Below are 22,842 nucleotides of genomic sequence, written 5' to 3'. Positions count from 1 at the left end.
AATGAAACCGACTCACGAGTGATTCGCCGTTCGCTCCGTCGAACGGCGTGATCCTCGTGCGTCGTGTGTACATTCTTTTGTCCGTCAGTATGAGTACGCTCGTCTTGGAGCGCCACGCGCCGTCAACGGATGGCGCTCGGCGAGACACCGTGAGCGTGATCAGCATGAGCCGGGGCGTCTCGGTCGCCTCCGGACGTGGCGGCCATCAACAGGACAGCAGATACTGACGGGGTTGTAATAGGTGATAGTAACGAAGGTGCAGTAGGTGATAGTAACGAAGGTGCAGTGGGTGATATCGACGAAGGTGCTGTAGCTGATAGTAACGAAGGTGCAGTAGGTGATAGTAACGAAGGTGCTGTAGCTGATAGTAACGAAGGTGCTGTAGCTGATAGTAACGAAGGTGCTGTAGGTGATAGTAACGAAGGTGCTGTAGGTGATAGTAACGAAGGTGCTGTAGCTGATAGTAACGAAGGTGCTGTAGCTGATAGTAACGAAGGTGCTGTAGGTGATAGTAACGAAGGTGCTGTAGCTGATAGTAACGAAGGTGCAGTAGGTGATAGTAACGAATGTGCAGTGGGTGATATCAACGAAGTTGCTGTAGCTGATAGTAACGAATGTGCAGTGGGTGATATCAACGAAGGTGCTGTAGCTGATAGTAACGAAGGTGCTGTAGCTGATAGTAACGAAGGTGTAGCGGTAGCATCCGCGCGAGCGTCGCGAGCGCGGTTCACCGGACGCGAACGGAGTGAGCGTCCGGCCTTTTTCACCCATGTTTTTCGAGGAGCGGTTCCCGCAGCGGGCCGAAGGCCCGCGAGGAAACCCGACGAAGAAAAAGATGGTGCTTAAGTAGCTCCGTAGGGAAACAGCATGTACTATGGCGAACGGCAAATACGCCGCGCGAAAACTCAAGAAGGACCGCCAGAAACACCGGTGGTCCGACTCTGATTACGCGCGCCGTGCCCGCGGACTCGGAAAGAAGTCCGACCCCCTCGAGGGCGCCCCGCAGGGTCGGGGTATCGTCCTCGAGAAGGTCGGAATCGAAGCAAAGCAGCCCAACTCGGCCATCCGAAAGTGTGTCCGGGTACAGCTCATCAAGAACGGCAAACAGGTCACCGCCTTCTGCCCCGGCGACGGTGCGATCTCCTTTATCGACGAGCACGACGAGGTCACGATCGCCGGTATCGGCGGTGCGAAGGGCCGTGCGATGGGCGACCTCTCGGGTGTCAACTACAAAGTCGAGAAGGTGAACGGTGTCTCGATGATCGAACTCGTCCGCGGGAACGCGGAGAAGCCAGTCCGATGAGTCCGGACGCCCCCGAACCCGAGGCCCCGGCCTCGACCGAGGACGAACGCGTCTCGGCCAAACTGTTCGGCGAGTACGAGGTCGACGGGATCGAGTACACCGATCCCTCGACGCGCCGCTACATCACGGTGACGCCGATCGCCCACACGATGGGCCGACACGCCGAAAAGCAGTTCAAGAAATCCGAGATCTCGATCGTCGAGCGGCTCATCAATCGCTTGATGCAGACGGACGAGAACACGGGCAAAAAACAGCAGGCGACCCGGATCGTCCGCGACGCCTTCGAGATCGTTGCGGACCGGACCGACGAGAACCCGATTCAGGTGCTCGTGACGGCCGTCGAGAACGCCGGTCCCCGCGAGGAGACGGTGCGGCTGAAATACGGTGGTATCTCGGTACCGAAAGCCGTCGACGTCGCCCCGCAGCGGCGCGTCGACCAGTCGCTGAAGTTCATCGCCCAGGGCACGTACAACGGCGCGTTCAAGACGACGACGTCCGCCGCCGAAGCGCTCGCGAGCCAGCTCGTCGGGGCTTCGAACTACGATCTGCAGGCCTACCCGGTCAGCCAGAAAGAAGAACAAGAACGCGTCGCGGCCGCCGCCCGCTGAGAGCCGTCTACCGCGTTCTCCGTCGTTCGTTTCTCCGCTTTCTTCCGCCGCCGAGCGACGTTCCAGCCGAGGGGCCGGCGGATGCGGGACGGGGACCGTCGAGAGCCCCGAGAGCAGTACGCTTTAGCGCCCGGAGACCGACCGTACCGGTATGTCCCCCCGGCTTCCCCGTCGTCGGTTTCTCCACGTGGTCGGTGCCGGTGCGGCCGCGGCCGCCGGCTGTCTCGGCGGCGATACGGACGCCACCTCGGATCCCGAACCGGTCGATTCAGCGTTCGATCTCACCGTCGAACACGATATCGAGTCGTGGGATCGATACGATCCCGACTGGACGTCCCCCGAAACGTCGCCGCTCGGTGCGGACTTCGCGGCCGAAACGGTCATCGAGGGGCTCGAAATCCCCTGGGACCTCGGGTTCGACACGGATGGAACGTGTTTCATCTCCGAGCGTGTCGGCCGGATCAGCCGGTACGAGTCGGGTGATCTCGAGTCGGTCACCGAACCCGATGCGGTCATCGACCACGCGACCTCGATCGAAGCCGGCGAGGAGGGTGGGTGGTGGGAGGCCGGCGGCGAGGGCGGTCTGCTCGGGATCGCACTCCACCCGAACTATCCCGACGTCCCCGTCGTGTACGCCTTCTATACCTACGGCTCCGAGGACCCGCACAATCGGCTCTCGTATTTCGAGTTGGGCGGGGATCGCCCCGATGAACAGGTCGTCATCGATTCGATTCCGGGCAACGAGTACCACAACGGCGCTCGATTAGCGTTCGGCCCGCGAAACCACCTGTGGGTGACGACCGGTGATGCGGGCGTCGAGAACCTGGCGTCCGATCCGAACAGCCTCGCCGGATCGGTACTGCGATTGAACCCGGACGGGACCGCGCCCGAGGATAATCCGGACGTCGGTGATCCGCGGGTATACAGCTACGGTCACCGGAACGCGCAGTGTCTCACGTTCCTGCCGGACGGGTCGCCCGTCATCACCGAACACGGCCCGGCCGCCCGCGACGAGATCAGTGTCCTCGGTGCCGGTGGCGATCACGGCTGGCCGACGGTTCGAAGCGGGGGAGGTGACGACGAGTACGGCCAGTACGGGGACCACGGGGACGTGACACCGCCGATCGTCAACACGGGGCCTGATCGGGGGTGGGCACCCTCGGGCGGCGTGTTCTATACCGGCGACGCCGTGCCGTCGCTCCGAAACCGCCTTCTGGTCGGTGGACTCGCCTCCCAGACGTTGCACTGTGTCACCATTTATCAGGGGACGGCCCCCGACATCGGGGGGACGCGCTACGACGCCGACTGGCTCCACCCCGACTACGAGGCGGTCGCCCACCGGCTGTTTAGCGACGAACTTGGACGGATCCGCCACGTCGAACAGGGTCCCGATGGGGCGCTGTACGCGATCACGTCGAACCGCGATGGACGGGCGAGTGGATCGTTCCCGGTTCCCGGAGACGACCGCCTGGTCCGGATCGTCGAAGCGTGATCAGTCCGCGGCCGGACCGTCCCCGTCCGGAAGGGCGTACTCGCGGGTTACGTCGACGAGCGCTTTCCGGTACTCCGACTCGTCGGGGTCCTCCCCGAGCGACTGGAAGTGGCGTTTGAACCGCGGCACCGAGACGCCGGGAGCGTCCGAGGCCGCCGCGTCGGCGAGGTCGTACAGCCGGTGGCCGTCGTGGATCGCGCCGTGTCGCTCGAGCAACGCGAGCGCGAACGCGGCGTTGACGGCCGTGATCTCCGGATCGGTCGAGACCGTCTGGCGCGTCCATCCGCCCGGTGCCGCCGCGGGCGTCTCGGCGAGCGCGCGTGCCAGCGAGGATTCCATGAAGTCGACGAGTTTCGTCGTCGGGCCGATATCGAGCGTGATGTCGTCGGCGTAGATGTCCTTCATGTGATTCGCGATCTGATAGCAGTGTGAGAGCTTCCGCTGTTCGACGCTGCGCCCGGCGAGCGCCAAGAACAGCGCTTCCTCGGTCGATTGGAGATGTGAGGGGTGTTCCTCCTCGTAGCGCGCCATGTGGGCGAACTCGTGGAGCGCGAGCTCCCGGGCCATCGCGGAGGTGGCCGCCCGCCGCGAGACGGTCAGTTCGTGGCGGTCCTCGTAGTGCCCGGCCATCGTCCGTTCGTCGGGATTTTCGCGTATCTCGACGACCACCGGGAGTTCGAGATCGTACTCCGTCGCGAGCAGGTCACGGGCACCGAGAAACGGCTCGACGGATCCATTCCCTCTCACGCGAATGTCCATGTCATATATTGCCACGGCCCGTACGGATTTGACTGTTTCGCCGCCGGCCACGCTCCCGACACAGGGACCTCCGCCGCCAGCATTCTTTTATATACCGCGGCCGATTACCGCCGTATGGTTCGTTCCCTACAGTCGTCGGTCGGCACAGCGATCCGTGATACCGTCCCGTTTCTCGCGATCACGGTGATCTGGATCGTCATCATGTCGGCCGTCTACGGCCTGTTCCTCCTCGCAAAGCCGGCCGATGCAAGCTACGGTGCGGCCGTTCACGCGTCCGCGTTCGTCCCGCCGTTCGTGGGCTTTCTCGGGCACGTCGTTCGGGAAGTGCTCCGGACGGAATAATCGCTCCGCTCGTCACGAGCCCCGGCGCAAAACCGCCGCGCCGAAACACCGTCACTTCGCTCCGCTCGTCACGAGCCCCGGCGCAAAACCGCCGCGCCGAAACACTACCCTTTTCACCTTGCTGTCGAAAATAGGCAGTATAATGGGCCGACGCAAGAAGATCGTACAGGAGTGTGAACGGCTGATGGACGCTCCGGAGAACATCCGGAACATCGCTATCGCCGCACACGTCGATCACGGAAAGACGACGCTTACCGACAACCTGCTCGCCGGTGCCGGCATGATCGCCGACGAGAGCGCGGGCCAACAGCTCGCGATGGACACCGAGGAGGACGAACAGGAGCGTGGGATCACCATCGACGCGGCCAACGTTTCGATGACTCACGAGTACGAGGACCGAAACCACCTCATCAACCTCATCGACACGCCGGGCCACGTCGACTTCGGCGGTGACGTGACACGGGCGATGCGTGCCGTCGACGGCGCTCTCGTGGTCGTCGACGCCGTCGAAGGGGCGATGCCCCAGACCGAGACGGTCCTCCGACAGGCGCTCCGTGAGGGTGTCAAACCGGCGCTCTTCATCAACAAAGTCGACCGTCTGATCTCCGAGCTCCAGGAAGGCCCCGAGGAGATGCAACAGCGGCTCATGGGCGTCATCGCCGACGTCAACGAACTCATCCGCGGAATGACGGAGGAGATGGACGAACTCGACGAGGACTGGACGGTCTCCGTCGAGGGAGGGACCGTCGGTTTCGGGTCGGCGCTCTACAAGTGGGGTGTCTCGATGCCGTCGATGCAGCGTACCGGGATGGACTTCGGCGAGATCATCGACCTCGAGCAGGCCGACAAGCGGCGTGAGCTCCACGAGCGGACGCCCCTGTCCGACGTCGTCCTCGATATGGTCTGTGAGCACTTCCCGAACCCCGTCGACGCCCAGCCGCGACGTATCCCGCGGATCTGGCGTGGCGACGCCGAGTCGGAGCTCGCCGACACGATGCGGATGGTCAACGAGGAAGGCGAACTCGTTCTGATGGTCACCGACATCGGTATCGACCCCCACGCCGGCGAGATCGCCGCGGGCCGGGTCTTCTCGGGCACGATCGAGAAGGGACAGGACCTCTACGTCTCCGGAACGGCCGGGACGAACCGCGTCCAGAGCGTCGGCATCTACATGGGTGGCGAACGCGAGGAGGTCGACCGTGTCCCGGCCGGCAACATCGCCGCCGTGACCGGCCTCAAGGACGCGATCGCCGGTTCGACGGTTTCGTCCGTCGAGATGACGCCGTTCGAGTCCATCGAGCACATCTCCGAGCCGGTCATCACGAAGTCCGTCGAGGCAAAGAGCATGGACGACCTGCCGAAGCTCATCGAGACGCTCCAGCAGGTCGCAAAGGAGGACCCAACGATCCAGATCGAAATCAACGAGGACACCGGCGAGCACCTCATCTCCGGACAGGGCGAACTCCACCTCGAAGTCATCACCCAGCGTATCGAGCGCAACCAGGGTATCCCGGTCAACACCGGTGAGCCGATCGTCGTCTATCGGGAGGCACCCCAAAGCGAGTCCCGAGAGGTCGAAGGCCGGTCGCCGAACAACCACAACCGGTTTTACATCACCGTCGAGCCGCTCGACGACGACATCGTCGATACGATCAAACTCGGCGACGCGTCGATGGACATGCCCGAACTCGAGCGCCGAGAGGAGCTCATGAAGCAGGGCATGGACAAAGACACCGCCCAGAACGTCGAGCACATGTTCAATACGAACGTGTTCATCGACGACACGAAGGGTATCCAACACCTCAACGAGACGATGGAGCTCGTCATCGAGGGGCTCGAGGAAGCCCTGGAGGACGGTCCGTTGGCCGCCGAGCCCGTCGAAGGTGCGCTCATCCGGCTGCACGACGCCCGGCTCCACGAAGACGCTATCCACCGCGGCCCGGCACAGGTCATCCCCGCCGTCCGCCGTGCGGTCCACAACGCGCTGATGGACGCCGAGATCAAGCTACTCGAGCCGATCCAGGAGGTCCGCATCGACGTGCCCAGCGAACACATGGGCCCCGCCTCCGGCGAGATTCAGGGCCGACGTGGCCGCGTCGACGACATGTACCAGGAAGGCGATCTGATGGTGGTCGAGGGGATCGCTCCCGTCGACGAGATGATCGGGTTCTCCTCGGACATCCGAAGCGCGACGGAGGGCCGTGCCTCCTGGAACACCGAGAACGCGGGGTTCCGGGTCATGGCCGACAACCTCCAGCCGGAGATCATCGAGGAGATTCGAGAGCGCAAGGGCATGAAACTCGAACTGCCCGGACAGGTCGACTACTTCTAATACGGCCGACAATGACTTCGTGACGGTATCGCGTCACGAACGTCTCGTTGGCAGTATCGACCATACGGACACGGCCGGAGCCGACGCTATAGTAGAGATCGGAAGACAAGACACACTCGGTCGCACGGCAGCAGTGCGATCGATGTGTACATCGTTGCGATGTTTACTATAGAACACGTTTCGGGGCATCGACGTCGCCGTTTCGGCACCGACTACCGGTCACGTTTGTGAATGGCGGCGTTCTTATACGAGGCGATACTGAGTGTGGGGTAATGAGCGAACGTACGGAGGTGCGTCGATGAGCGGAGCCACGACCAGATCGTATACGGTTCGATTGGAACTCGTCGACGAACCCGGCGAACTGCTGCGCGCGCTCGAGCCCATCGCCGACAACGGTGGGAACCTCCTTTCGATCTTCCACGAGCGCGGGAACCTCACACCGCGGGGGCACATCCCCGTCGAAGTCGACCTCGAGGCGACTGAAGCCCAGTTCGAGGTGATCGTCGACGCGCTCCGGGACGCGGGCGTCAACGTCATCCAGGCCGGGGCAGAACGGTACAGCGAGGAGTTGACGGTCGTCCTCGTCGGACATCTCGTCGAGACGGATCTCTCGGATACGCTCCGGCGCTTTACCGACTGCGGCGGGGTATCGGTCGCCGACGTCTCGCTGTCGGCACCGGCGGGGACCGAGGGGCCCTCTAGCGCGCGGCTCCGGTTGGTCGCGACGGAGGGGCAAAGCGACGACGCGTTGGCGACCGTCCGGACGGTCGCCGACGAAAAAGACCTCCGTGTCGTCGAGCCGTTGATGGAGGGATCGGCGTGAAACTCGCGATCCTCGGTTCGGGCGCGGTCGGGACGTCGGTCATCGAGTTGGCCGGCGACTACGGCCACGACGTCGTCGCCGTCGCCGACTCCTCGACGGGGGCCGTCGACGAGACCGGCCTCGACGCCGAGGCGGTCCTCTCACGGAAGCGAGAGCGGGGCACCGTCGGCGACGGGACGCCTGCCGACGTCCTCGCTGCCGACTACGAGGCCCTCATCGAGGCGACGCCGACGACGCTTGGCGACGCCGAACCGGGCTTTTCACACGTCGAACGCGCGCTCGAACGCGACCGCCACGTCGTGTTGGCGAACAAGGGACCGGTCGCCGAGCGATACGACGACGTCCGGGCGCTCGAAGCCGACTCGGCGGGGACCGTCCTCTTCGAGGCCGCGGTCGGCGGTGCGATCCCGGTGCTTTCGAGCATCGGCGACCTCAACGGCCAGGTAACCGCCGCCCGCGGCGTCCTCAACGGGACGGCGAACTTCATCCTCTCGCGGATGGCCGCCGAAGGCCTCGGGTACGAACACGTGCTGGCGGAGGCACAGGACCTCGGCGTCGCGGAAGCCGACCCGACCTTCGACGTGGAGGGGATCGATGCCGCGTTGAAATGCGTCATTCTGGCGAACGTCCTCTATGAGGACACCTACGCGCTCGAAGACGCCGAAATCGAGGGGATCGACGACCTGCCGGGCAGCGCCCTGGAGTTGGCCGCCGAGGACGGTCGGACGATCCGTCTCATCGGCGAGGTCGCCGACGGCGACGTCCGGGTCGGCCCGCGGCTCGTCCCCGAAAACGGAACCCTGGCCGTCTCGGGAACGCTCAACATCGTACAGCTGGAGACGAAAAACGCCGGGCGACTCAATATATCGGGACGCGGGGCCGGCGGGCCGGAGACCGCGAGCGCGGTACTTGCGGACGTTGGACGGCTCCCCTCGCCCGAGTGACCGCGTCCGGGCGGGGGCCGTCACCTGTGGTATCGCCTCGCAAACCGCCCGACGCGTCCGGATTCGGCCGAATCCCTTTCGAAATCGTTTTACGGGGCACCGACAAAAGACTCCGATATAGCGCACCCGCGCGTGAGACAACAATGAGCGACATACCCCACCAGAATCTGGCCGTCATCGGCCACGTCGACCACGGAAAGAGCACGATGGTCGGGCGGCTCCTCTTCGAGACCGGGAGCGTACCCGAGCACGTCATTGAACAGTATCGAGAGGAAGCCGAGGAGAAGGGCAAAGGCGGCTTCGAGTTCGCCTACGTGATGGACAACCTCGCGGAGGAGCGAGAGCGTGGTGTCACCATCGACATCGCCCACCAGGAGTTCGACACCGAGGAATACAACTTCACCATCGTCGACTGTCCTGGCCACCGCGACTTCGTCAAGAACATGATTACCGGCGCGAGCCAGGCCGACAACGCGGTCCTCGTCGTCGCTGCGGACGACGGCGTCCAGCCGCAGACACAGGAGCACGTCTTCTTGGCTCGGACGCTGGGCATCGACGAACTCATCGTCGCGGTCAACAAGATGGATCTCGTCGACTACGACGAGTCCAAATACAAGACGGTCGTCGAGGAGGTCAAACAGCTCCTCCAGCAGGTCCGCTTCAACGTCGACGACGCGGAGTTCATCCCGACGTCGGCCTTCGAGGGCGACAACGTCTCCGAGGACTCCGAGAACACGCCGTGGTACGACGGGCCGTCGCTGCTCGACGCGCTCAACAACCTGCCGGAGCCGCAGCCGCCGACGGACGCGCCGCTGCGTCTGCCGATTCAGGACGTCTACACCATCTCGGGTATCGGGACGGTCCCGGTCGGCCGCGTCGAGACCGGCATCCTCAACACCGGCGAGAACGTCTCCTTCCAGCCCTCCGACGTGAGTGGCGAGGTCAAGACCGTCGAGATGCACCACGAGGAGGTCCCGAAGGCCGAACCCGGCGACAACGTTGGATTCAACGTCCGCGGCGTCGGCAAGGACGATATCCGCCGTGGTGACGTCTGTGGTCCCGCCGAGGAACCACCGACGGTCGCAGAGACCTTCCAGGCACAGGTCGTCGTCATGCAGCACCCGTCGGTGATCACGGCCGGCTACACGCCCGTCTTCCACGCCCACACCGCACAGGTCGCCTGTACCATCGAATCGATCGACAAAAAGATCGACCCCTCCTCCGGCGAGGTCGCCGAGGAGAACCCGGACTTCATCCAGTCGGGCGACGCGGCCGTCGTGACGGTCCGTCCCCAGAAGCCGCTCAGCATCGAGTCCTCGAACGAGATCCCCGAGCTGGGTAGCTTCGCGATCCGCGACATGGGTCAGACCGTCGCGGCCGGCAAAGTCCTCAGCGTCAACGAGCGATAACGTATGCAGCAGGCACGCGTTCGCCTCGCGGGCACGGCTCCCGAGGACCTCGACAACATCTGTGACGACGTTCGCGAGATCGCCGACAAGACGGGCGTGACCCTGTCGGGTCCGGTTCCGCTCCCGACGAAGACGCTCGAGATCCCCGCGCGAAAGTCCCCCGACGGAGAGGGAACCGCGACGTGGGAGCACTGGGAGATGCGCGTCCACAAGCGGCTCATCGACATCGATGCCGACGAACGCGCGCTTCGACAGCTCATGCGGATCCAAGTCCCGAACGACGTCTCGATCGAGATCGTCCTGGAGGACTAAGCGAACACGACGCGTCCGCGAGGTCCGACGATGCGATCCATCGCTCGGATCCGACCTGCCCCCGAAGGGGGCCCGCGAGCCGGCGTTGCCTGCGACGCGATGCAACGCGACGCGAAACGGGCTTTCGACGGGTTGCGGACGACGCACCGTGTCCGCCGTAGCGCTCACGCGCGACCACCCGTGGTCGCTTTCAGCGATCCGAATCAGAAGGTTCAAACGACTCTCTCGGTAAACATCGACTGCGGGCTCGTAGATCAGCGGCAGATCGCTTCCTTCGCAAGGAAGAGGCCCCGGGTTCAAATCCCGGCGAGTCCACTTATATACCTAAACCACCAGACTGCGACTTGGTATCTATATTCTAACTGCTAGAGATTTCATCACGATTCGTGTCGGGGGTGCTCTCTGGCTTGCGATTCGTAGATTCAACTCCTAGCGTATAAGAGAAAATCAATCGCCCATTGAACCTCGATCTAACCAATCTTGCAGGGTATGGTATTCACCAATGAGGCGTTGAGATAGCTATGAACGCTGAAACGTCACGGAATCAGTTCGTCCGAAAGGTATTGCGAACAATCAACAGGGATAGCATCCCAAGCTGCTTGAATCGCTTGATACCCCGTCCAGCCTTCACCACGAAGCATCTCCCCGCAGGCCTGACAAAACTCTTCGACAGTACATTCTCCCGCATCAAGTAGCAGATACAGCAGGAATGTGGGAGCAACCGCCTTCCCGGTTGTTCCTTCTGCGTCGTCAAAGACGCGATTGATCGATCGTCGTCCGTGTTTATCCATCAGAATCGCAAATCGGTATGCGTCGATGTGCTGTTCGATCTCCGTCTGAATCGATTTCTCGCCAGCATCTTCTCCATGCGGTCGCGGGACGCACGTGACCACGGTGAAGGAATTATTCTGGTCATCGTCGAACGGCTCAAGTGCGTTCCTGCTTCCCTCGTAGATCCATCGTTCCCTCGTTCCTTCGGGCGCGTACTCGGATCGCTCTCGGGTGTGTTGTTTTAGTTCCTGACAACAGACGTTCGTCGTCGTGAGGTTCAGTGTTTCCGTAACACGAGGCCAGAGGCTCGTATTGGCTACGGCGATTAGAGCGTCAGTATCAACGATGACTGGGTAGCGCTTTTCGTCATCCGCCATCGCTACTTCTGGAAGACTCCTGTCCTGTCAAGTTCCGACGCCTCTTCGAAGGCTTCTCGCTCACGTTCGATCTCTTCTATGGCATCTCCGAGAAGGATCGTTGCCACCTCTTCGGAGAGTTCACCCTGTTTGTACCGCTGGTGAAGGGTGATCTTCTCCTCGTCCGAAAGCGCTTCTTGGAGCTTCTCCCGGAGCCCCTGCCGGGCCAATTCGCTAATGTTGATTCCCCCGAGCCGCATCTGATCAACGATTTGTGTCGCTTCCTTCTCGGCTTCCCCCCGGAACTGAATCTTGTCGTTGTTCGTCGCCATCTTTGACTGTATATTTGTCACCAACCGATATAGGTGTTGTGACAAGCCATCCGTGTCAGTACAAGCCGTTGTAAGCTGACTACCACTCCCGAAATCCCCAAACGACGGCAGGATTTAATCGATTCTTTCACGCGGTGTGACGAAACCCCGGCGAGTCCACTCGGTCGGCGAATCCTCCCGAAGTATCGTATTTGGAGAGGAGAGCCACCAAGAGTTCAATGTTCGTCTCATAGCCGCTCTCGGACACCACCGGCGATGGGTGGAGTATCGACATACGAAAAGAGGACCTGATAAATATGCGGGTGACTATCTGCTTGTGGAGTCGTACGAGCAGGACAGTATGCGGCGAGAGCGCCGCGCCCTGCTCGTGAGCCGTGGTACCTGGTGCAGGCCGGAGACCCCGCCAACGCAGATCGACAACAGAGCCATCGTCGATCTCCACTCGAAAGAGACGGCGATCCCGTTCATCACCCGTCTCGAAGCGGTCACGGACTGATCGCGGTGACCCCTGATCGGCTCTCTATTCATACCGGAGCGCTTCGATCGGATCGACACGCGCCGCCCGCCAAGCCGGATACACGCCAGCGACGACGCCGATCGCGATGCCCATCGCAAGTGCGAGTGCGATCCAGCCCACCGGGATCGCAAAGCCGACCTCGGCGTACACCGCACCGCCGTACCCCACCGCGAGTCCGAGCGGAATACCGATCACCGCCCCCGCAATTCCGAGCAGCACGGACTCCGCGAGAAACAGGCCCAGGATCTCCCGGTTCGTCGCGCCGATGGCCTTCATGATTCCGATTTCGTTGGTCCGCTCGGTGACGCTGACGAGCATGATGTTCGCGATCCCGAACGCACCGACGACGAGCGCCAACACCCCGATTCCGGTGACCAGTCGCGTGATGTCTTCGAGGACCTCCTCGATCCCGCCGACTACGTCCTCGGTCGACTGAACGGTGACAGTGCCGTCCTCGCCGGCGAGTCGTGTCGCGTCCGACTCCGTCTCGATGTACGTCTCGATCCGGTCGGTTACTTTCGTGACCTGCCCGGCCTCGGCGACGACAGTCACCTGTGCGTAGGCCCGCTGGTCGACGCCCACCGAAGGGGACCTCTGGGCGGTCTGGTAGTGTGGATCGACGGGCACGTAGAACTCCGGGCCGGAGGAGCCGAATCCGCTCACCCCGCCGCGTGCACCGGACGTGATCCCCACGACGGTGAACGAAGCCGTCTCCTGACGGGTGATCTCGATGGTGCTGCCGACCGTCACGTTCTCTTCGAACTGTCCGGCCGCGGCCTCGTTGAGCACGATCTCGTCAGCCCCCATCTCGAAGGGGCGTCCCTCGACCATCGCGTCGTCGAAGGCGTTCGGCGTAGTTGCTGTCAGCCCGACCTGTGTGACCGTCTCGTTCCCGTATGTGAGCGACGCGATGGGAACCGTCCCGCGCGGGATGACTGCCCGAACGCCCTCGATCCGATCGATCCGGTCGACGTCGTGTGTCGTGATGACCGGCGCTGTCAGGGTTCCCCCTTCGTCGGGCGGTCCGGACCCCGAAAAGAACCCGCCGCCGGAGAGGACATACACCTCACTCGCGGAGGTGTCCTGAAACTCACCGACGACATCGGTCTGGACGCTCGCGCCGAAACTGGCGAACGCGACGACGGTCGCGATCCCGATGACGATGCCGGCGATCGTCAGCGCCGACCGGAGTCGGTGCCCGGCGATCGCTCGCACGGCGATCCGAACGCCCTCACGCCAGTCCATCAGCGATCGCCCCCGATCGTCTCGGTGTCCTCGCGGCGTCCATCACGAACGTGTACGATGCGGTCGGCGTGCTCGGCGATCCGCCGTTCGTGGGTGACGAGCAGGATCGTATTCCCCCGATCGTGCGTGTCCGCGAGCAGCGACATGATCTCGTCGCCGGTCTCGGTGTCAACGTTTCCGGTCGGTTCGTCGGCCAGCACGATCGCTGGATCCGTCGCCAGCGCCCGGGCGATCGCGACACGCTGTCGTTGTCCGCCGCTGAGTTCCTGTGGCATGTGGTCCATCCGGTCTCCGAGCCCCACCCGATCGAGAAGCGACTCGGCCCGTTCAGTCCGGCGATCGGTGTCCCACTCGGCGAACACGAGCGGGAGTTCGACGTTCTCTCGCGCACTCAGACGAGGCATCAGGTTGAACGTCTGAAACACGAACCCGATCTTCGTTCCGCGAAGCTTCGCGCGATCGTTCTCGGAGAGGTCGGCGATGTCCGTTCCGTCGACGCTGACGCGGCCCGCCGTCGGCGTATCGAGCGCACCGATGAGGTTCAACAGCGTGCTCTTTCCCGATCCGCTCGGACCCATCACCGCCGTGTACGATCCAGCCGGGAGCGAGAGACCGATGCCGTCGAGCGCCGTCACCGTCCCCCCGAGGGCGTACTCCTTCCGGACGTCATCGAGGCACACGATCGGGTCGTCTGCCGTGACCGATTCCATCGTTGGGGGTTGGAGTCGAACACGTATTAATTCACGATACCGACCCGAGCCTTCGTCGGGCGCTGTGTTTAAATCGTTCAAGACACTAGGTAGCACAGATGGACCACAACGACAGGGGAACCCTCAGAACGGCAACGTCCGTCGGCGTTCTACTCGCCGTTCTCGGGATCGCGATCGCCGCCGGATTCGTGGTCGCGAACGACGGTCCGACCGGAGCCGACGTTCTCACCGATGTCGAAGACCGATACGAGTCGGCTGACTCGGTCGTCGTCCACGCGAACGTGACCGCCGAGCACGACGGAACCACGAACGAGTACACCGTCAGCACGGTCACGGCCGACAGCGAACGGATGCGCGTCAACGTTTCGAACGCGACGGAGTACGCCGTTTTCGGCCACGCGGAAAACACGTCCTGGGTTGCGGGGTCCACGACCGAGGCGCCGATCGTAGTACGGAACGGGACCGTCGTGGGCCAGTCGGCACTTTCGGGCGGGACGAACGCGAGCGCGCTGTCGGATGCCCGAAGCGAGTGGGACCGCGAGTGGGACCACGAACACGGCGGCGTGACACCGAAGAACCTGTCCGTTTCGACGCTGCTCGAAGAGACCAACGCGACCGCGGAGTTCGTCGAAACGACGACCGTCGACGGCGAGACGGTCCACGTCGTCGAACTGTCGTCGCCCGAACGCGATGGGCGACTGACGCTGTGGGCGACGACGGACACGGCGACGGTCCTGAAATACCGGACGACGACGCCGAACGGGACGATGACCGTCGACGTCGAGGAGACGCATTTCGATGTCTCGCCGGCCGAGAGTACGTTCCAGCCACCGGGCGATGATAGCTGGCGGACGAGCGTCGACTCGATCGAGGAAGTACAGGCGAGCGCTGACGGGCCGATCGCTGTCCCGGACGAGACGTGGTCCTTCGAGACTGGAACCGTACTCGCCAGCCCGGTTCCGGCGGTCGCGAGTCAGTACACGGCTAACGGATCGAACCTCACGCTCGTCCAGTCGAACGCGTCGGCGTTCTCGGAGGCTCCTGACCCTGACGACGGCCGGACCGTCGAGGTCGGCAACCGGACGGTCACGATCACGGACGGTCACGGGGAGACGACCGTCGCCAGGTGGTCCCGCGGTGATCTGACGGTTATCGCGATCGGTGACCGCTCGGAATCAGCGCTGCTCGACGTCGTTGCCGGGACCGAGATCGTCGCTTCGAGCGACTAGCCGGACGCTCTTCGGGACTCGCGGCAGTCGCGGAACGTAGGTCGTGGATGTGGTCGTTGGAGGTCCACATTCGTATTCCGGGGATGCGTAGGCCGAACCCGACTGTCTTTTTTCGAGGAGAGGATCCCGCTGTTCACCGCGTTGGCGAGAGCGACACGCTCGTTCGCACACCGGACCGTAGAGCGTTCCGGGGACGGGCGTGAATCCGACGATTTCTGAACGAACCACGCATTGGCGGTGAACTACCCTACCGCCCTACCCCACCCTCCCCCGCCCTACCCCACCTCACCCTGCTCGGTCCGACGGCCTCGCTGAGGGTGGGGCTTCCGAGGGACGACGGACGTCGACATCGTACCGTCAGTCCGCGTTCACGGCTTCCTCGACGATTTCGATTTCCTCGTCGGTCAGCCCATAGAGGTCGTAGACGATCGCATCGATCAGGTCGTCGGTACGCTGGATCTTCCCGTCGAGTTCCGCCGCCCGCTCGACGGCCTCGCGGTACCGTTCGAGATCACCGGCCACGTCGTCCGGATCGGGGAGCGTTATCGCCTCCAGGCGGTCCACCAGCGAGTTCGTCTTCGTGGCCGTCTCACGGAACCCCGCGAACCCGCCGGCCTCCTCGACGGCGACGGGGACGAACGCCTCTATGAGGTCCGCTTCGGTCTCGGAGAGATCACTCAGGCGCATCGCTGGCATCGGCTCGGTTTCGGTGTAGCCCCACTGGTCGGTCTCGTGGGCGGTCTCATCGTCGGGCTTGTAGCGGGCGGTAGCGTGGATTGTGACAGTGTTCTCGTCCTCGCGTTCGCAGGTGACTGTTCCGACCCGGATGTTTTCATAGTCCTCCTTCGTGGCGGCCAGTTTTGTATCGCCGACGCCTTCTGGCGGCTGGTAGGTTCCAATGTCGATGAGTTCTGGCCCCTCTGTGTAGGATTGAATATAATCAAGCAGACTGAGATTGAATGAATTTCTTTCGTCAACTATTGTTGTCATTTCTTCAGCCAGATATGCGACAAAATCGTGAATGACCTCTGGGTGGGGCGGTTCATCTTCCAGAAGTGGTTCTACTGGCCCAATATCATTAGAAGACAAACACGAATGATATTTCTCTTGTAAATCTATCTCAGGTGTCTCATCGGTTGTGTCAAATCGTATCTGTGGCAAAGGGAGACTCTCAATGTCGTCTAAAGAAATCCGTGGGAAAGTATCGGTCACAATTTTGTTAGAAGTGCGTAGGAAAACCCATGATATGAGCTTAGAATTGAGAACAGCGACGAGATACTGTGGTTTATATTCAGATTGAGGGATTATACTTAGGATTGTTTTATAATTAATGTAGTCCGAATCTGTGTAGGCTGCATGGATTCTATGTGAACCTCCTCCAGTGATTTCTCTCACCAGAATCCGTGGTCCGGTGAAGTACTTCTCCTCACGTTCTCGATGGAGATGTTTCCCGTATTCTACGTAAGTCTGGCCGTCGTGTTCAATGCGATACCTGGAGACATCTTGCCCGGACAGTTCTGGAACATAGTCTTCTGAGACTCTATGGTCAGCGTGGAAAACACGATTCTCAATTTGTTCGTCTGTATGGTCATCCTGACCATATGCTTGGATACCAATTGAAACTTCAACCGCTTTTTTAAATGGAATTGATTGACGCTCAATTTTCGTCAATACTTGTTCTTCTCCCGTACTTTGACGGATTTCAATTCGCTTGTGTTCAGTATTGACTAATGATTCTTGGTCCGTTGTGCGTATCTCGGTTGTACCTGTAAGACTATTGTCCGGATTGTTTGCTTCGAGTATGCTTACAGGACCGGGAGAGCTTGTTTTTTCTAACAATAGAATAATCGTGTCGACAGTAGCCTCCTGAAAGACATCATTTTTGAATCTGACCACTTCCTGAATCCAGGAACTTTCGAGAATGTACTCTCTTAGTGCCTCGGTATTCTCCATCGTGAGCCAGGGCTCTGGCACAATATAACCAAATTCACCCTGGTCTTGTAGCACTTCGATGCCACGCTGGATGAACGCATGAAACAGGTCGATTTTATACTGTGTTGCAGAGTATTGATTTTGCAGATAGGTTTTGAATATTCCCTCTGCAAGAACATACGGTGGGTTTCCGATCACCATATCAAAACCTGGATTTTCTTGTTTCTGGCCATCTAAATTATAGAAAACCTCCGGAAATGCCAACTTCCAGTGGAAGAAATTTCGGTCCTCGGCCATTGACTGAGCAGCTATAAACCAGTCGGGATTTTCTACTTTGGCCCACTTCCCGTCGTCTTCGAGAGCTCTCGCCATCTGTTCGTAGGCACCACTGGGGGCATCAAGTTCAAATTTCTCGGCGGTACGAACGTTCGCCATTGCCACGAGTCGCCGCCGAAGCTCATCCCGTTCGATTTTGGCGTACTTCCGCTTCATCTCGTGAACGTCCTCGACAGTCTCGTTCTCGATAGCAAGGAACTCACCGTAGATGTCCATCAGGCGTTCAATTGTCCCTTCGCGGGTCGCGCCGAACTCTGCAAGTGATGCCTGAGAGTCGTCATCATCGCTCGCATCGGACTCCAGTTCCTCGATAGCCTCGATGTCCGAGCCGACCAGTGAGTTGCCCTGCTTAAAGTGGTGGTCGAGGAAGGCGAGCGGGCGGTCAGCCGCGAGCGTCTCCAGCCACATCGACAGCTTCGCCAGTTCGACCGCCATCCCGTTCAGGTCGACGCCGTAGATGCACTCCTTGGCGATTTCGCGCCGGATGTGCTGTTCGTCGAACGCCACGCCGAACTCCTCTTCGGCCTCGCGGACCTCGGCCATCACCTGCTCGGACAGGTAGCCGGTGGCTTTCGTCAGGAAGTGGCCGCTCCCCATCGCGGGGTCGAGAATCCGGAGGTCGGTCACGCGCCGGAAGAACGGCCCGATGTACTCCTGTGTCCCCGGTTCGAAGCCTTGGTCGACGAGGTCCTCGCGTATCTCCTCGACCAGCGGTCCGACCGTCTCCTCGACGATGTAGGTGACCACGTAGTCGGGCGTGTAGTAGGCCCCCGTCGCCTTGCGCTCGCCTTCGTCGTTGACGACGTACAGGCCGCCCTCGGGGACGGTCTCGGCGGCGGCCGCCACGCTGACGTCGGTGGCCGGCTTCCAGACCTGGCCGCCGTCTTTTGCGACCGCCGCGTACTGCTCGGGTGCGATGCGGAACTGGTGTTCGAGCAGCCCCTCGTAGACGCTCCCGAGGTGGCGCGTGTCGAGGTCGGCATAGTCCGCCAGTACGTACCGTCCCTCGTCGTTCCGTGTGGTCGAGAGCCGGTAGATGACTTCTGCGAGGTACTGGTTGCTCACCTCGTGCTCGGACAGGAAGTCGTGAGCCTCGTGATCGAACAGGCCGCCGTTGTACGGCGGGATACCGAGGTGTGCTTCACCCTCGTCGATGAGCCGAAACAGGTCCTCCAGCCGACGCCACATCGTCGTCGAGTAGTCGCTGAACTCCCCGTCGAAGCCCTCGTCGACCTCGCCGATGGTGTCGTGGATCTCAAATCGGAGCTCGTCGAGGCTGAAGTTCTGGTCGTACTCGTCCTTTGCCGACCGGTTCTGGGGATGGATCAGTCCTCGGGACTCCGCGTACAACACGAACATCAGCCGATAGAGGAACACGAGCGACTGTTCTTTCAGTTCGTCCAGGGCTTTCTCGTCGTCGGGGTCGATGTCGAGATCGGCGTTGGTCTCGACGAATCCACGGCCGAGTACCCGAAGCGCGGTGAAGACGTTATCCTGGAGGCTCTCACCGAGCTCCTGGGAAGCTGTTTCGCTCTCCGACCAGACGTCATCGAGGAATCTCGTCCCCGCGGATTCACGGAACGCCGCCGGCCGAAAGAACGCGTAGAAGTATTTGAAGGCCTCCGGATCGCCTCGCTGGAGCAGTTCGGGAAGATCGACCTCGTAGTACGTCTGCGTCTCGTAGTCGTTCGTACCGTAGAGCCGCCACTTACGGCCGTTCGTCAACACGCCCCACTGGATGTTCGGCGGGGTGTTTTCCAGATAATGCTTGGTCTGGTGAGAGGCGTTTCGATAGGGACGCTGCTCGCTGAATTGCACCGTGAAATCGGCATCCCACTGTTTGGCCTCGACGATGCCGATGCCACGCTCGAACAGATCGGTCGTGTCTTCGGTATCCAGATAGACCTTTGCGGCGTCTCGGCGATCTGTTGGCGTCTCGAAGAGCAGTTCGTCGACAAAGCCACCCCCGTCCGGAAGCGAGACTTCGTCCTGCGTTCCGAAACCGAGGACGTCGAGTACCTCGTCGATCCAGTTGTCGATGAGCGCGTCCTCGCCGTAGCCGCCGACGAGGTCCCCCTCCAGATCGTAGAGCGTCCGGAGTTCGTCCATCGCTTGGCGGGCGCGGTCGTCGCAGTCCCACTCGTCGCGTTCTCGTAGACGCTCGTCCAGGTAGTGGCCGGAAAACAGATTCGAGTTGACGTATGGACGTTCGGAGAGAGTAGACTGGCTCATGTAGGATATTTCGTACTGGTCCGTGGAAATCACAAATAGATGACGGAGCGGTGACCGGCTGACACTGCTGGCTGTACCTTCCTGACGATAGTCGCCATGCCGGATGGCGAGGTTCTTCACAGACGTACGTCCGGCAGTATTACCTAGAGGAGGTCAGCGCGTCGACCAACGGCAACGACGTCTCCTCACCGGTGGCGAGTCGCTCCCAGACGACGATCACCGACGGGAGTATGAACACCGAAGAGAGGTAGGCATACAGTACGCTCAGGGAGATGAGCGACCCGAAGACGCCGATGGCGGGGTTGAGCGCGAGGACGAGGACGCCGATCCCGAAGACGGTCGTCAGCATGCTGCCGGTCAACGCACCCCCGGTGCCGACGACGGTCCGCTGGAGTGCGGGGTAGAGCGTACGGCCGTGGTACTCGTCGACAAAGCGGTGGACGACGTGTACCGCGTAGTCGATCCCGATGCCGATAGCGATGGCCAGGATCGTCCCGTTGATCGCGTTGAACGCGATCCCGAGCGCCCGCATCGAGGCGACCACCGCGACGACGGTGACCAGTATCGGGACGAGGTTGACGAGGGCGAGAGTGGGCCGTCCCTCCAGTACCCAGTAGGCGAACACGAGGAACCCGGCGGCACCGACGAGTGTCAAGACGAGAGTCTCGATCACCGAATCTAACACGAGCGAGAGCGCCTCCTCGAAGATGATGACGCTCCCCGTCGGTTGGGCCGTCGTTCGGAACTGCTCGGAGACGGCGTAGGCGTCGTCGGTGACGACCTCGGCATCGGCGTCGCCATCGACCGTATAGATCACCAGCGCACTCCGGCGGTTTTCGTCGAGAAAACCGCTCAGGTCGCTGTCGGCCGGTTCGCCGAGGGCGTCGTATATCTCCGGGAGGTTCCGGTCGGGGATTCCGTTGTCGTTTCGGTCGTTACGTTCGACGAGCGCGCGGAACTCGGGATCGCGCTCGGCGCGTGATTGAATCAGCGTCACGATGCTTTGGCTCTCGGCACGTCGGCGGTCGGTTCGGAACGTCGGAGGCGGCGTCCGGCCGGCCCGGTGGATCTGTTCGAGCGCGCTGTCCTCGTTCATCGGCCGCTCGAGGTACATCAAGACCTGGTCGTCCTCCTGGAAGTTCCGATCGATGTAGTTGTTGATTCGGACGTACTCGAAGCGCTCCGGTGGTCTGATCGGCTCCGGCAAGGACTGGAGGTACTCCGGCGTTTCCTCGGCGGGTTGGAAGTCGTCCGGACTGAAGCCCGTGTCCACGCCGGTCGCATACATTCCGCCACCGGCGGTGGCGATGGCAACCACGACGAGAAAGAGCAGCGGCCCACGCTTCGAGACGACGACACCCACGGACAGCAGCCGTCCCAGTGGCGACGACTCCGACCCCAGCGGCGTGTTGGATACCGTCAAAATCGGGTACGCTTCGCGGGCCCGGTCGATCGTTATCTTCGTCGCCGGGACGAAAACACCGAAGATGAGGAAGGTAAAGACGATGCCGGAGGCAGAGACGATGCCGAAATCCCGCGTCGGTGGGAACGCGCTGGCGGTATTGGAAACGAAGCCGATCGCGGACGTACCGGCGACGATCGCGAAGGCGACGGTCATCTGATCGGTGGTTCGGGTCATAGCGTCGGTTATCCCGAACCCACGGACCCGCTCTTCGCGATACCGGTTGATCGAGTGGATACCGAAGTCGATGCCGACGGCGATGAGAATCGGCGGAACGGCGACCAACAGGACGGCGAACGGGATGCCGACCAATCCGATGAATCCGAACGTCCAGACCAGCGTCATCACGATCGCCAATAGCCCGATACCGATGTCGACCGGGTCGCGGTAGGCGACCGACAGAAAGACGATGATGAGCACGAGGGAGGCGGGCAACACGAGGCCGGTGGTCGTCCCGGTGGTATCCGGTGCCGTCGCTTGGACCCAGATGTTGGAGCGTTCCTCGTGGGCGATGCTGTCGATTTGCTCGACGCGGTTCGGCGGGAACTCCGAGCCGCCGCCCGGTCCGCCGGACGTTCCCTCCCCGAGGCCGGCGACGTGTGTAACGGTGCTACGACTCGCCGAAGCCGCTGCCGATTGGGGGGTGAAATCGTCGCTCAACTGGTTGCTAAACCCGGAGTTATTTTCGGCGGCCTCCCGGACGGCCGCATCGATTTCTCTCGGCGTCGCCCGTTCGACCGCCCGGAGATGTTCCTCGGGGGTCCTCGCCGACGGATCGAGCGTAGTGGCGACGGTCTCCGCCGGCGTCGAGACCGACCGCGCGCGGAGCTGGGATCTGCTGAGGATCCGCTGGCGTGTCCTCAATACGTCGACCAAGGCACCTTTCGACAACACGTTGCCCGAGTCCTGTACGAGCGTCGTACTCGTCGTCTCCTCGGAGAACGCGGGACTGAAATCCGCATCGACGTCTTCGACGGCCTGGAAGGAGGGCAGATCCTCGATGAACGGCTCCTGGCCGCTTTCGGTCGTGATCGATCCGAGGCCGACCGCGAACAGGGCCGTAAGGAGGAGGAACACGACGATAACCGTCTTGGACCGGTCGACGATGGCGTCGTCGATGCGGTCGATTAGCCACTGGTACTCGATCAAATCCGCTACCGTATGAGCGTTCGGGACACATCATCAAAAACCAATCGGAACGTCGGACGCCGGGGACGGGCACAGTGTGCCGCGAAACGCCCGCCCCGGCGGTCGTATCGGCTCGGTCGAGGTGGTTCGTGGGGCGGGAAGCGACACCCCGACCTTCCGAGCGTGGCTCCGGATTCCGAACGCGGCTCCGGATTCCGAACGTGGCTCCGGATTCCGAACGTGGCTCCGGATTCCGAACGTGGCTCCG

The 22,842-nt window shown here is 61.9% G+C and carries 19 protein-coding genes and 1 tRNA gene; 12 read left to right on the top strand and 8 right to left on the bottom strand.

Going from position 1 to position 22,842, the window contains the following annotated elements:
- Window positions 1-195: 195 nt before the first annotated feature.
- The 4 genes from HZR14_RS00675 to HZR14_RS00660 all read left to right on the top strand — a co-directional run bounded on the left by HZR14_RS00675 (window position 196) and on the right by HZR14_RS00660 (window position 3,403).
- Window positions 196-846, top strand: coding sequence for a hypothetical protein (locus HZR14_RS00675; RefSeq protein WP_181690937.1), 651 nt, complete (start codon window positions 196-198; stop codon window positions 844-846).
- Window positions 847-874: 28 nt separating this feature from the next.
- Entirely contained in the window at window positions 875-1,303 is a 429-nt protein-coding gene (locus HZR14_RS00670) for a 30S ribosomal protein S12 (protein ID WP_015410678.1), read from the top strand.
- On the top strand, window positions 1,300-1,911 hold the full coding sequence (locus HZR14_RS00665; RefSeq protein WP_181690936.1) for a 30S ribosomal protein S7: 612 nt from the start codon (window positions 1,300-1,302) through the stop codon (window positions 1,909-1,911). The genes HZR14_RS00670 and HZR14_RS00665 overlap by 4 nt, the downstream gene beginning before the upstream one ends.
- Before the next feature lie 151 nt (window positions 1,912-2,062).
- Window positions 2,063-3,403, top strand: coding sequence for a PQQ-dependent sugar dehydrogenase (locus HZR14_RS00660; RefSeq protein WP_181690935.1), 1,341 nt, complete (start codon window positions 2,063-2,065; stop codon window positions 3,401-3,403).
- Here the strand turns inward: HZR14_RS00660 and HZR14_RS00655 are convergent, their stop codons facing one another.
- On the bottom strand, window positions 3,404-4,162 hold the full coding sequence (locus HZR14_RS00655; protein ID WP_181690934.1) for a DUF5781 family protein: 759 nt from the start codon (window positions 4,160-4,162) through the stop codon (window positions 3,404-3,406). It lies immediately after the preceding gene.
- Window positions 4,163-4,276: 114 nt separating this feature from the next.
- Here HZR14_RS00655 and HZR14_RS00650 point away from each other — a divergent pair, with 114 nt between their 5' ends.
- From HZR14_RS00650 to HZR14_RS00620, 7 genes are all read left to right on the top strand, one after another.
- Window positions 4,277-4,504 (top strand): hypothetical protein, encoded by a 228-nt coding sequence (locus HZR14_RS00650; RefSeq protein WP_181691054.1) that lies wholly within the window; start codon window positions 4,277-4,279, stop codon window positions 4,502-4,504.
- Window positions 4,505-4,646: 142 nt separating this feature from the next.
- Window positions 4,647-6,836 (top strand): elongation factor EF-2, encoded by a 2,190-nt coding sequence (locus tag HZR14_RS00645; RefSeq protein WP_181690933.1) that lies wholly within the window; start codon window positions 4,647-4,649, stop codon window positions 6,834-6,836.
- A 298-nt stretch (window positions 6,837-7,134) separates the two neighbouring features.
- Complete coding sequence (locus HZR14_RS00640) at window positions 7,135-7,659, top strand: amino acid-binding protein (protein ID WP_181690932.1); 525 nt, start codon at window positions 7,135-7,137, stop codon at window positions 7,657-7,659.
- The gene (locus HZR14_RS00635) at window positions 7,656-8,603 is read left to right on the top strand and encodes a homoserine dehydrogenase (RefSeq protein WP_181690931.1); all 948 of its coding nucleotides are present in this window, start codon (window positions 7,656-7,658) and stop codon (window positions 8,601-8,603) included. Before HZR14_RS00640 ends, HZR14_RS00635 begins: the two co-directional genes overlap by 4 nt.
- A gap of 143 nt (window positions 8,604-8,746) precedes the next feature.
- Window positions 8,747-10,012 carry a translation elongation factor EF-1 subunit alpha gene (gene tuf, locus HZR14_RS00630; RefSeq protein WP_181690930.1) on the top strand — a complete coding sequence of 422 codons (1,266 nt, stop codon included), beginning with the start codon at window positions 8,747-8,749 and terminating at the stop codon, window positions 10,010-10,012.
- A gap of 3 nt (window positions 10,013-10,015) precedes the next feature.
- Window positions 10,016-10,324, top strand: a complete 309-nt coding sequence (rpsJ, locus tag HZR14_RS00625) for a 30S ribosomal protein S10 (protein WP_015410669.1) — start codon at window positions 10,016-10,018, stop codon at window positions 10,322-10,324.
- 243 nt (window positions 10,325-10,567) lie between these two features.
- Window positions 10,568-10,639: transfer RNA gene (locus HZR14_RS00620), tRNA-Ala, on the top strand.
- Between the two features lie 221 nt (window positions 10,640-10,860).
- On the opposite strand, the gene HZR14_RS00615 is transcribed toward HZR14_RS00620, so the two are convergent.
- The 5 genes from HZR14_RS00615 to HZR14_RS00595 form a co-directional block, all read right to left on the bottom strand.
- A complete protein-coding gene (locus HZR14_RS00615; protein WP_181690929.1) occupies window positions 10,861-11,472 on the bottom strand; it encodes a hypothetical protein in 612 nt (203 codons plus the stop codon).
- A 2-nt stretch (window positions 11,473-11,474) separates the two neighbouring features.
- Window positions 11,475-11,783 (bottom strand): DUF8065 family protein, encoded by a 309-nt coding sequence (locus tag HZR14_RS00610; protein WP_181690928.1) that lies wholly within the window; start codon window positions 11,781-11,783, stop codon window positions 11,475-11,477.
- Window positions 11,784-11,910: 127 nt separating this feature from the next.
- Window positions 11,911-12,225 carry a hypothetical protein gene (locus tag HZR14_RS14700; protein WP_489674927.1) on the bottom strand — a complete coding sequence of 105 codons (315 nt, stop codon included), beginning with the start codon at window positions 12,223-12,225 and terminating at the stop codon, window positions 11,911-11,913.
- A 78-nt stretch (window positions 12,226-12,303) separates the two neighbouring features.
- On the bottom strand, window positions 12,304-13,545 hold the full coding sequence (locus HZR14_RS00600; RefSeq protein WP_181690926.1) for an ABC transporter permease: 1,242 nt from the start codon (window positions 13,543-13,545) through the stop codon (window positions 12,304-12,306).
- Window positions 13,545-14,255 carry an ABC transporter ATP-binding protein gene (locus tag HZR14_RS00595; protein WP_220132387.1) on the bottom strand — a complete coding sequence of 237 codons (711 nt, stop codon included), beginning with the start codon at window positions 14,253-14,255 and terminating at the stop codon, window positions 13,545-13,547. The genes HZR14_RS00600 and HZR14_RS00595 overlap by 1 nt, the downstream gene beginning before the upstream one ends.
- A 98-nt stretch (window positions 14,256-14,353) precedes the next feature.
- Here HZR14_RS00595 and HZR14_RS00590 point away from each other — a divergent pair, with 98 nt between their 5' ends.
- Window positions 14,354-15,484: a hypothetical protein gene (locus tag HZR14_RS00590; RefSeq protein WP_181690925.1), complete on the top strand. Its 1,131-nt coding sequence runs from the start codon at window positions 14,354-14,356 to the stop codon at window positions 15,482-15,484.
- Window positions 15,485-15,841: 357 nt separating this feature from the next.
- On the opposite strand, the gene HZR14_RS00585 is transcribed toward HZR14_RS00590, so the two are convergent.
- Together HZR14_RS00585 and HZR14_RS00580 are read right to left on the bottom strand one after the other, a co-directional pair.
- Window positions 15,842-19,984 (bottom strand): Eco57I restriction-modification methylase domain-containing protein, encoded by a 4,143-nt coding sequence (locus HZR14_RS00585; RefSeq protein WP_181691047.1) that lies wholly within the window; start codon window positions 19,982-19,984, stop codon window positions 15,842-15,844.
- Between the two features lie 139 nt (window positions 19,985-20,123).
- On the bottom strand, window positions 20,124-22,595 hold the full coding sequence (locus tag HZR14_RS00580; protein ID WP_220132386.1) for an efflux RND transporter permease subunit: 2,472 nt from the start codon (window positions 22,593-22,595) through the stop codon (window positions 20,124-20,126).
- Between the last annotated feature and the right edge of the window lie 247 nt (window positions 22,596-22,842).

Source organism: Natronomonas salinimetallica (assembly GCF_013839515.1).
Classification (GTDB): domain Archaea; phylum Halobacteriota; class Halobacteria; order Halobacteriales; family Haloarculaceae; genus Natronomonas.
This window is presented reverse-complemented; position numbering and strand designations above follow the sequence as displayed.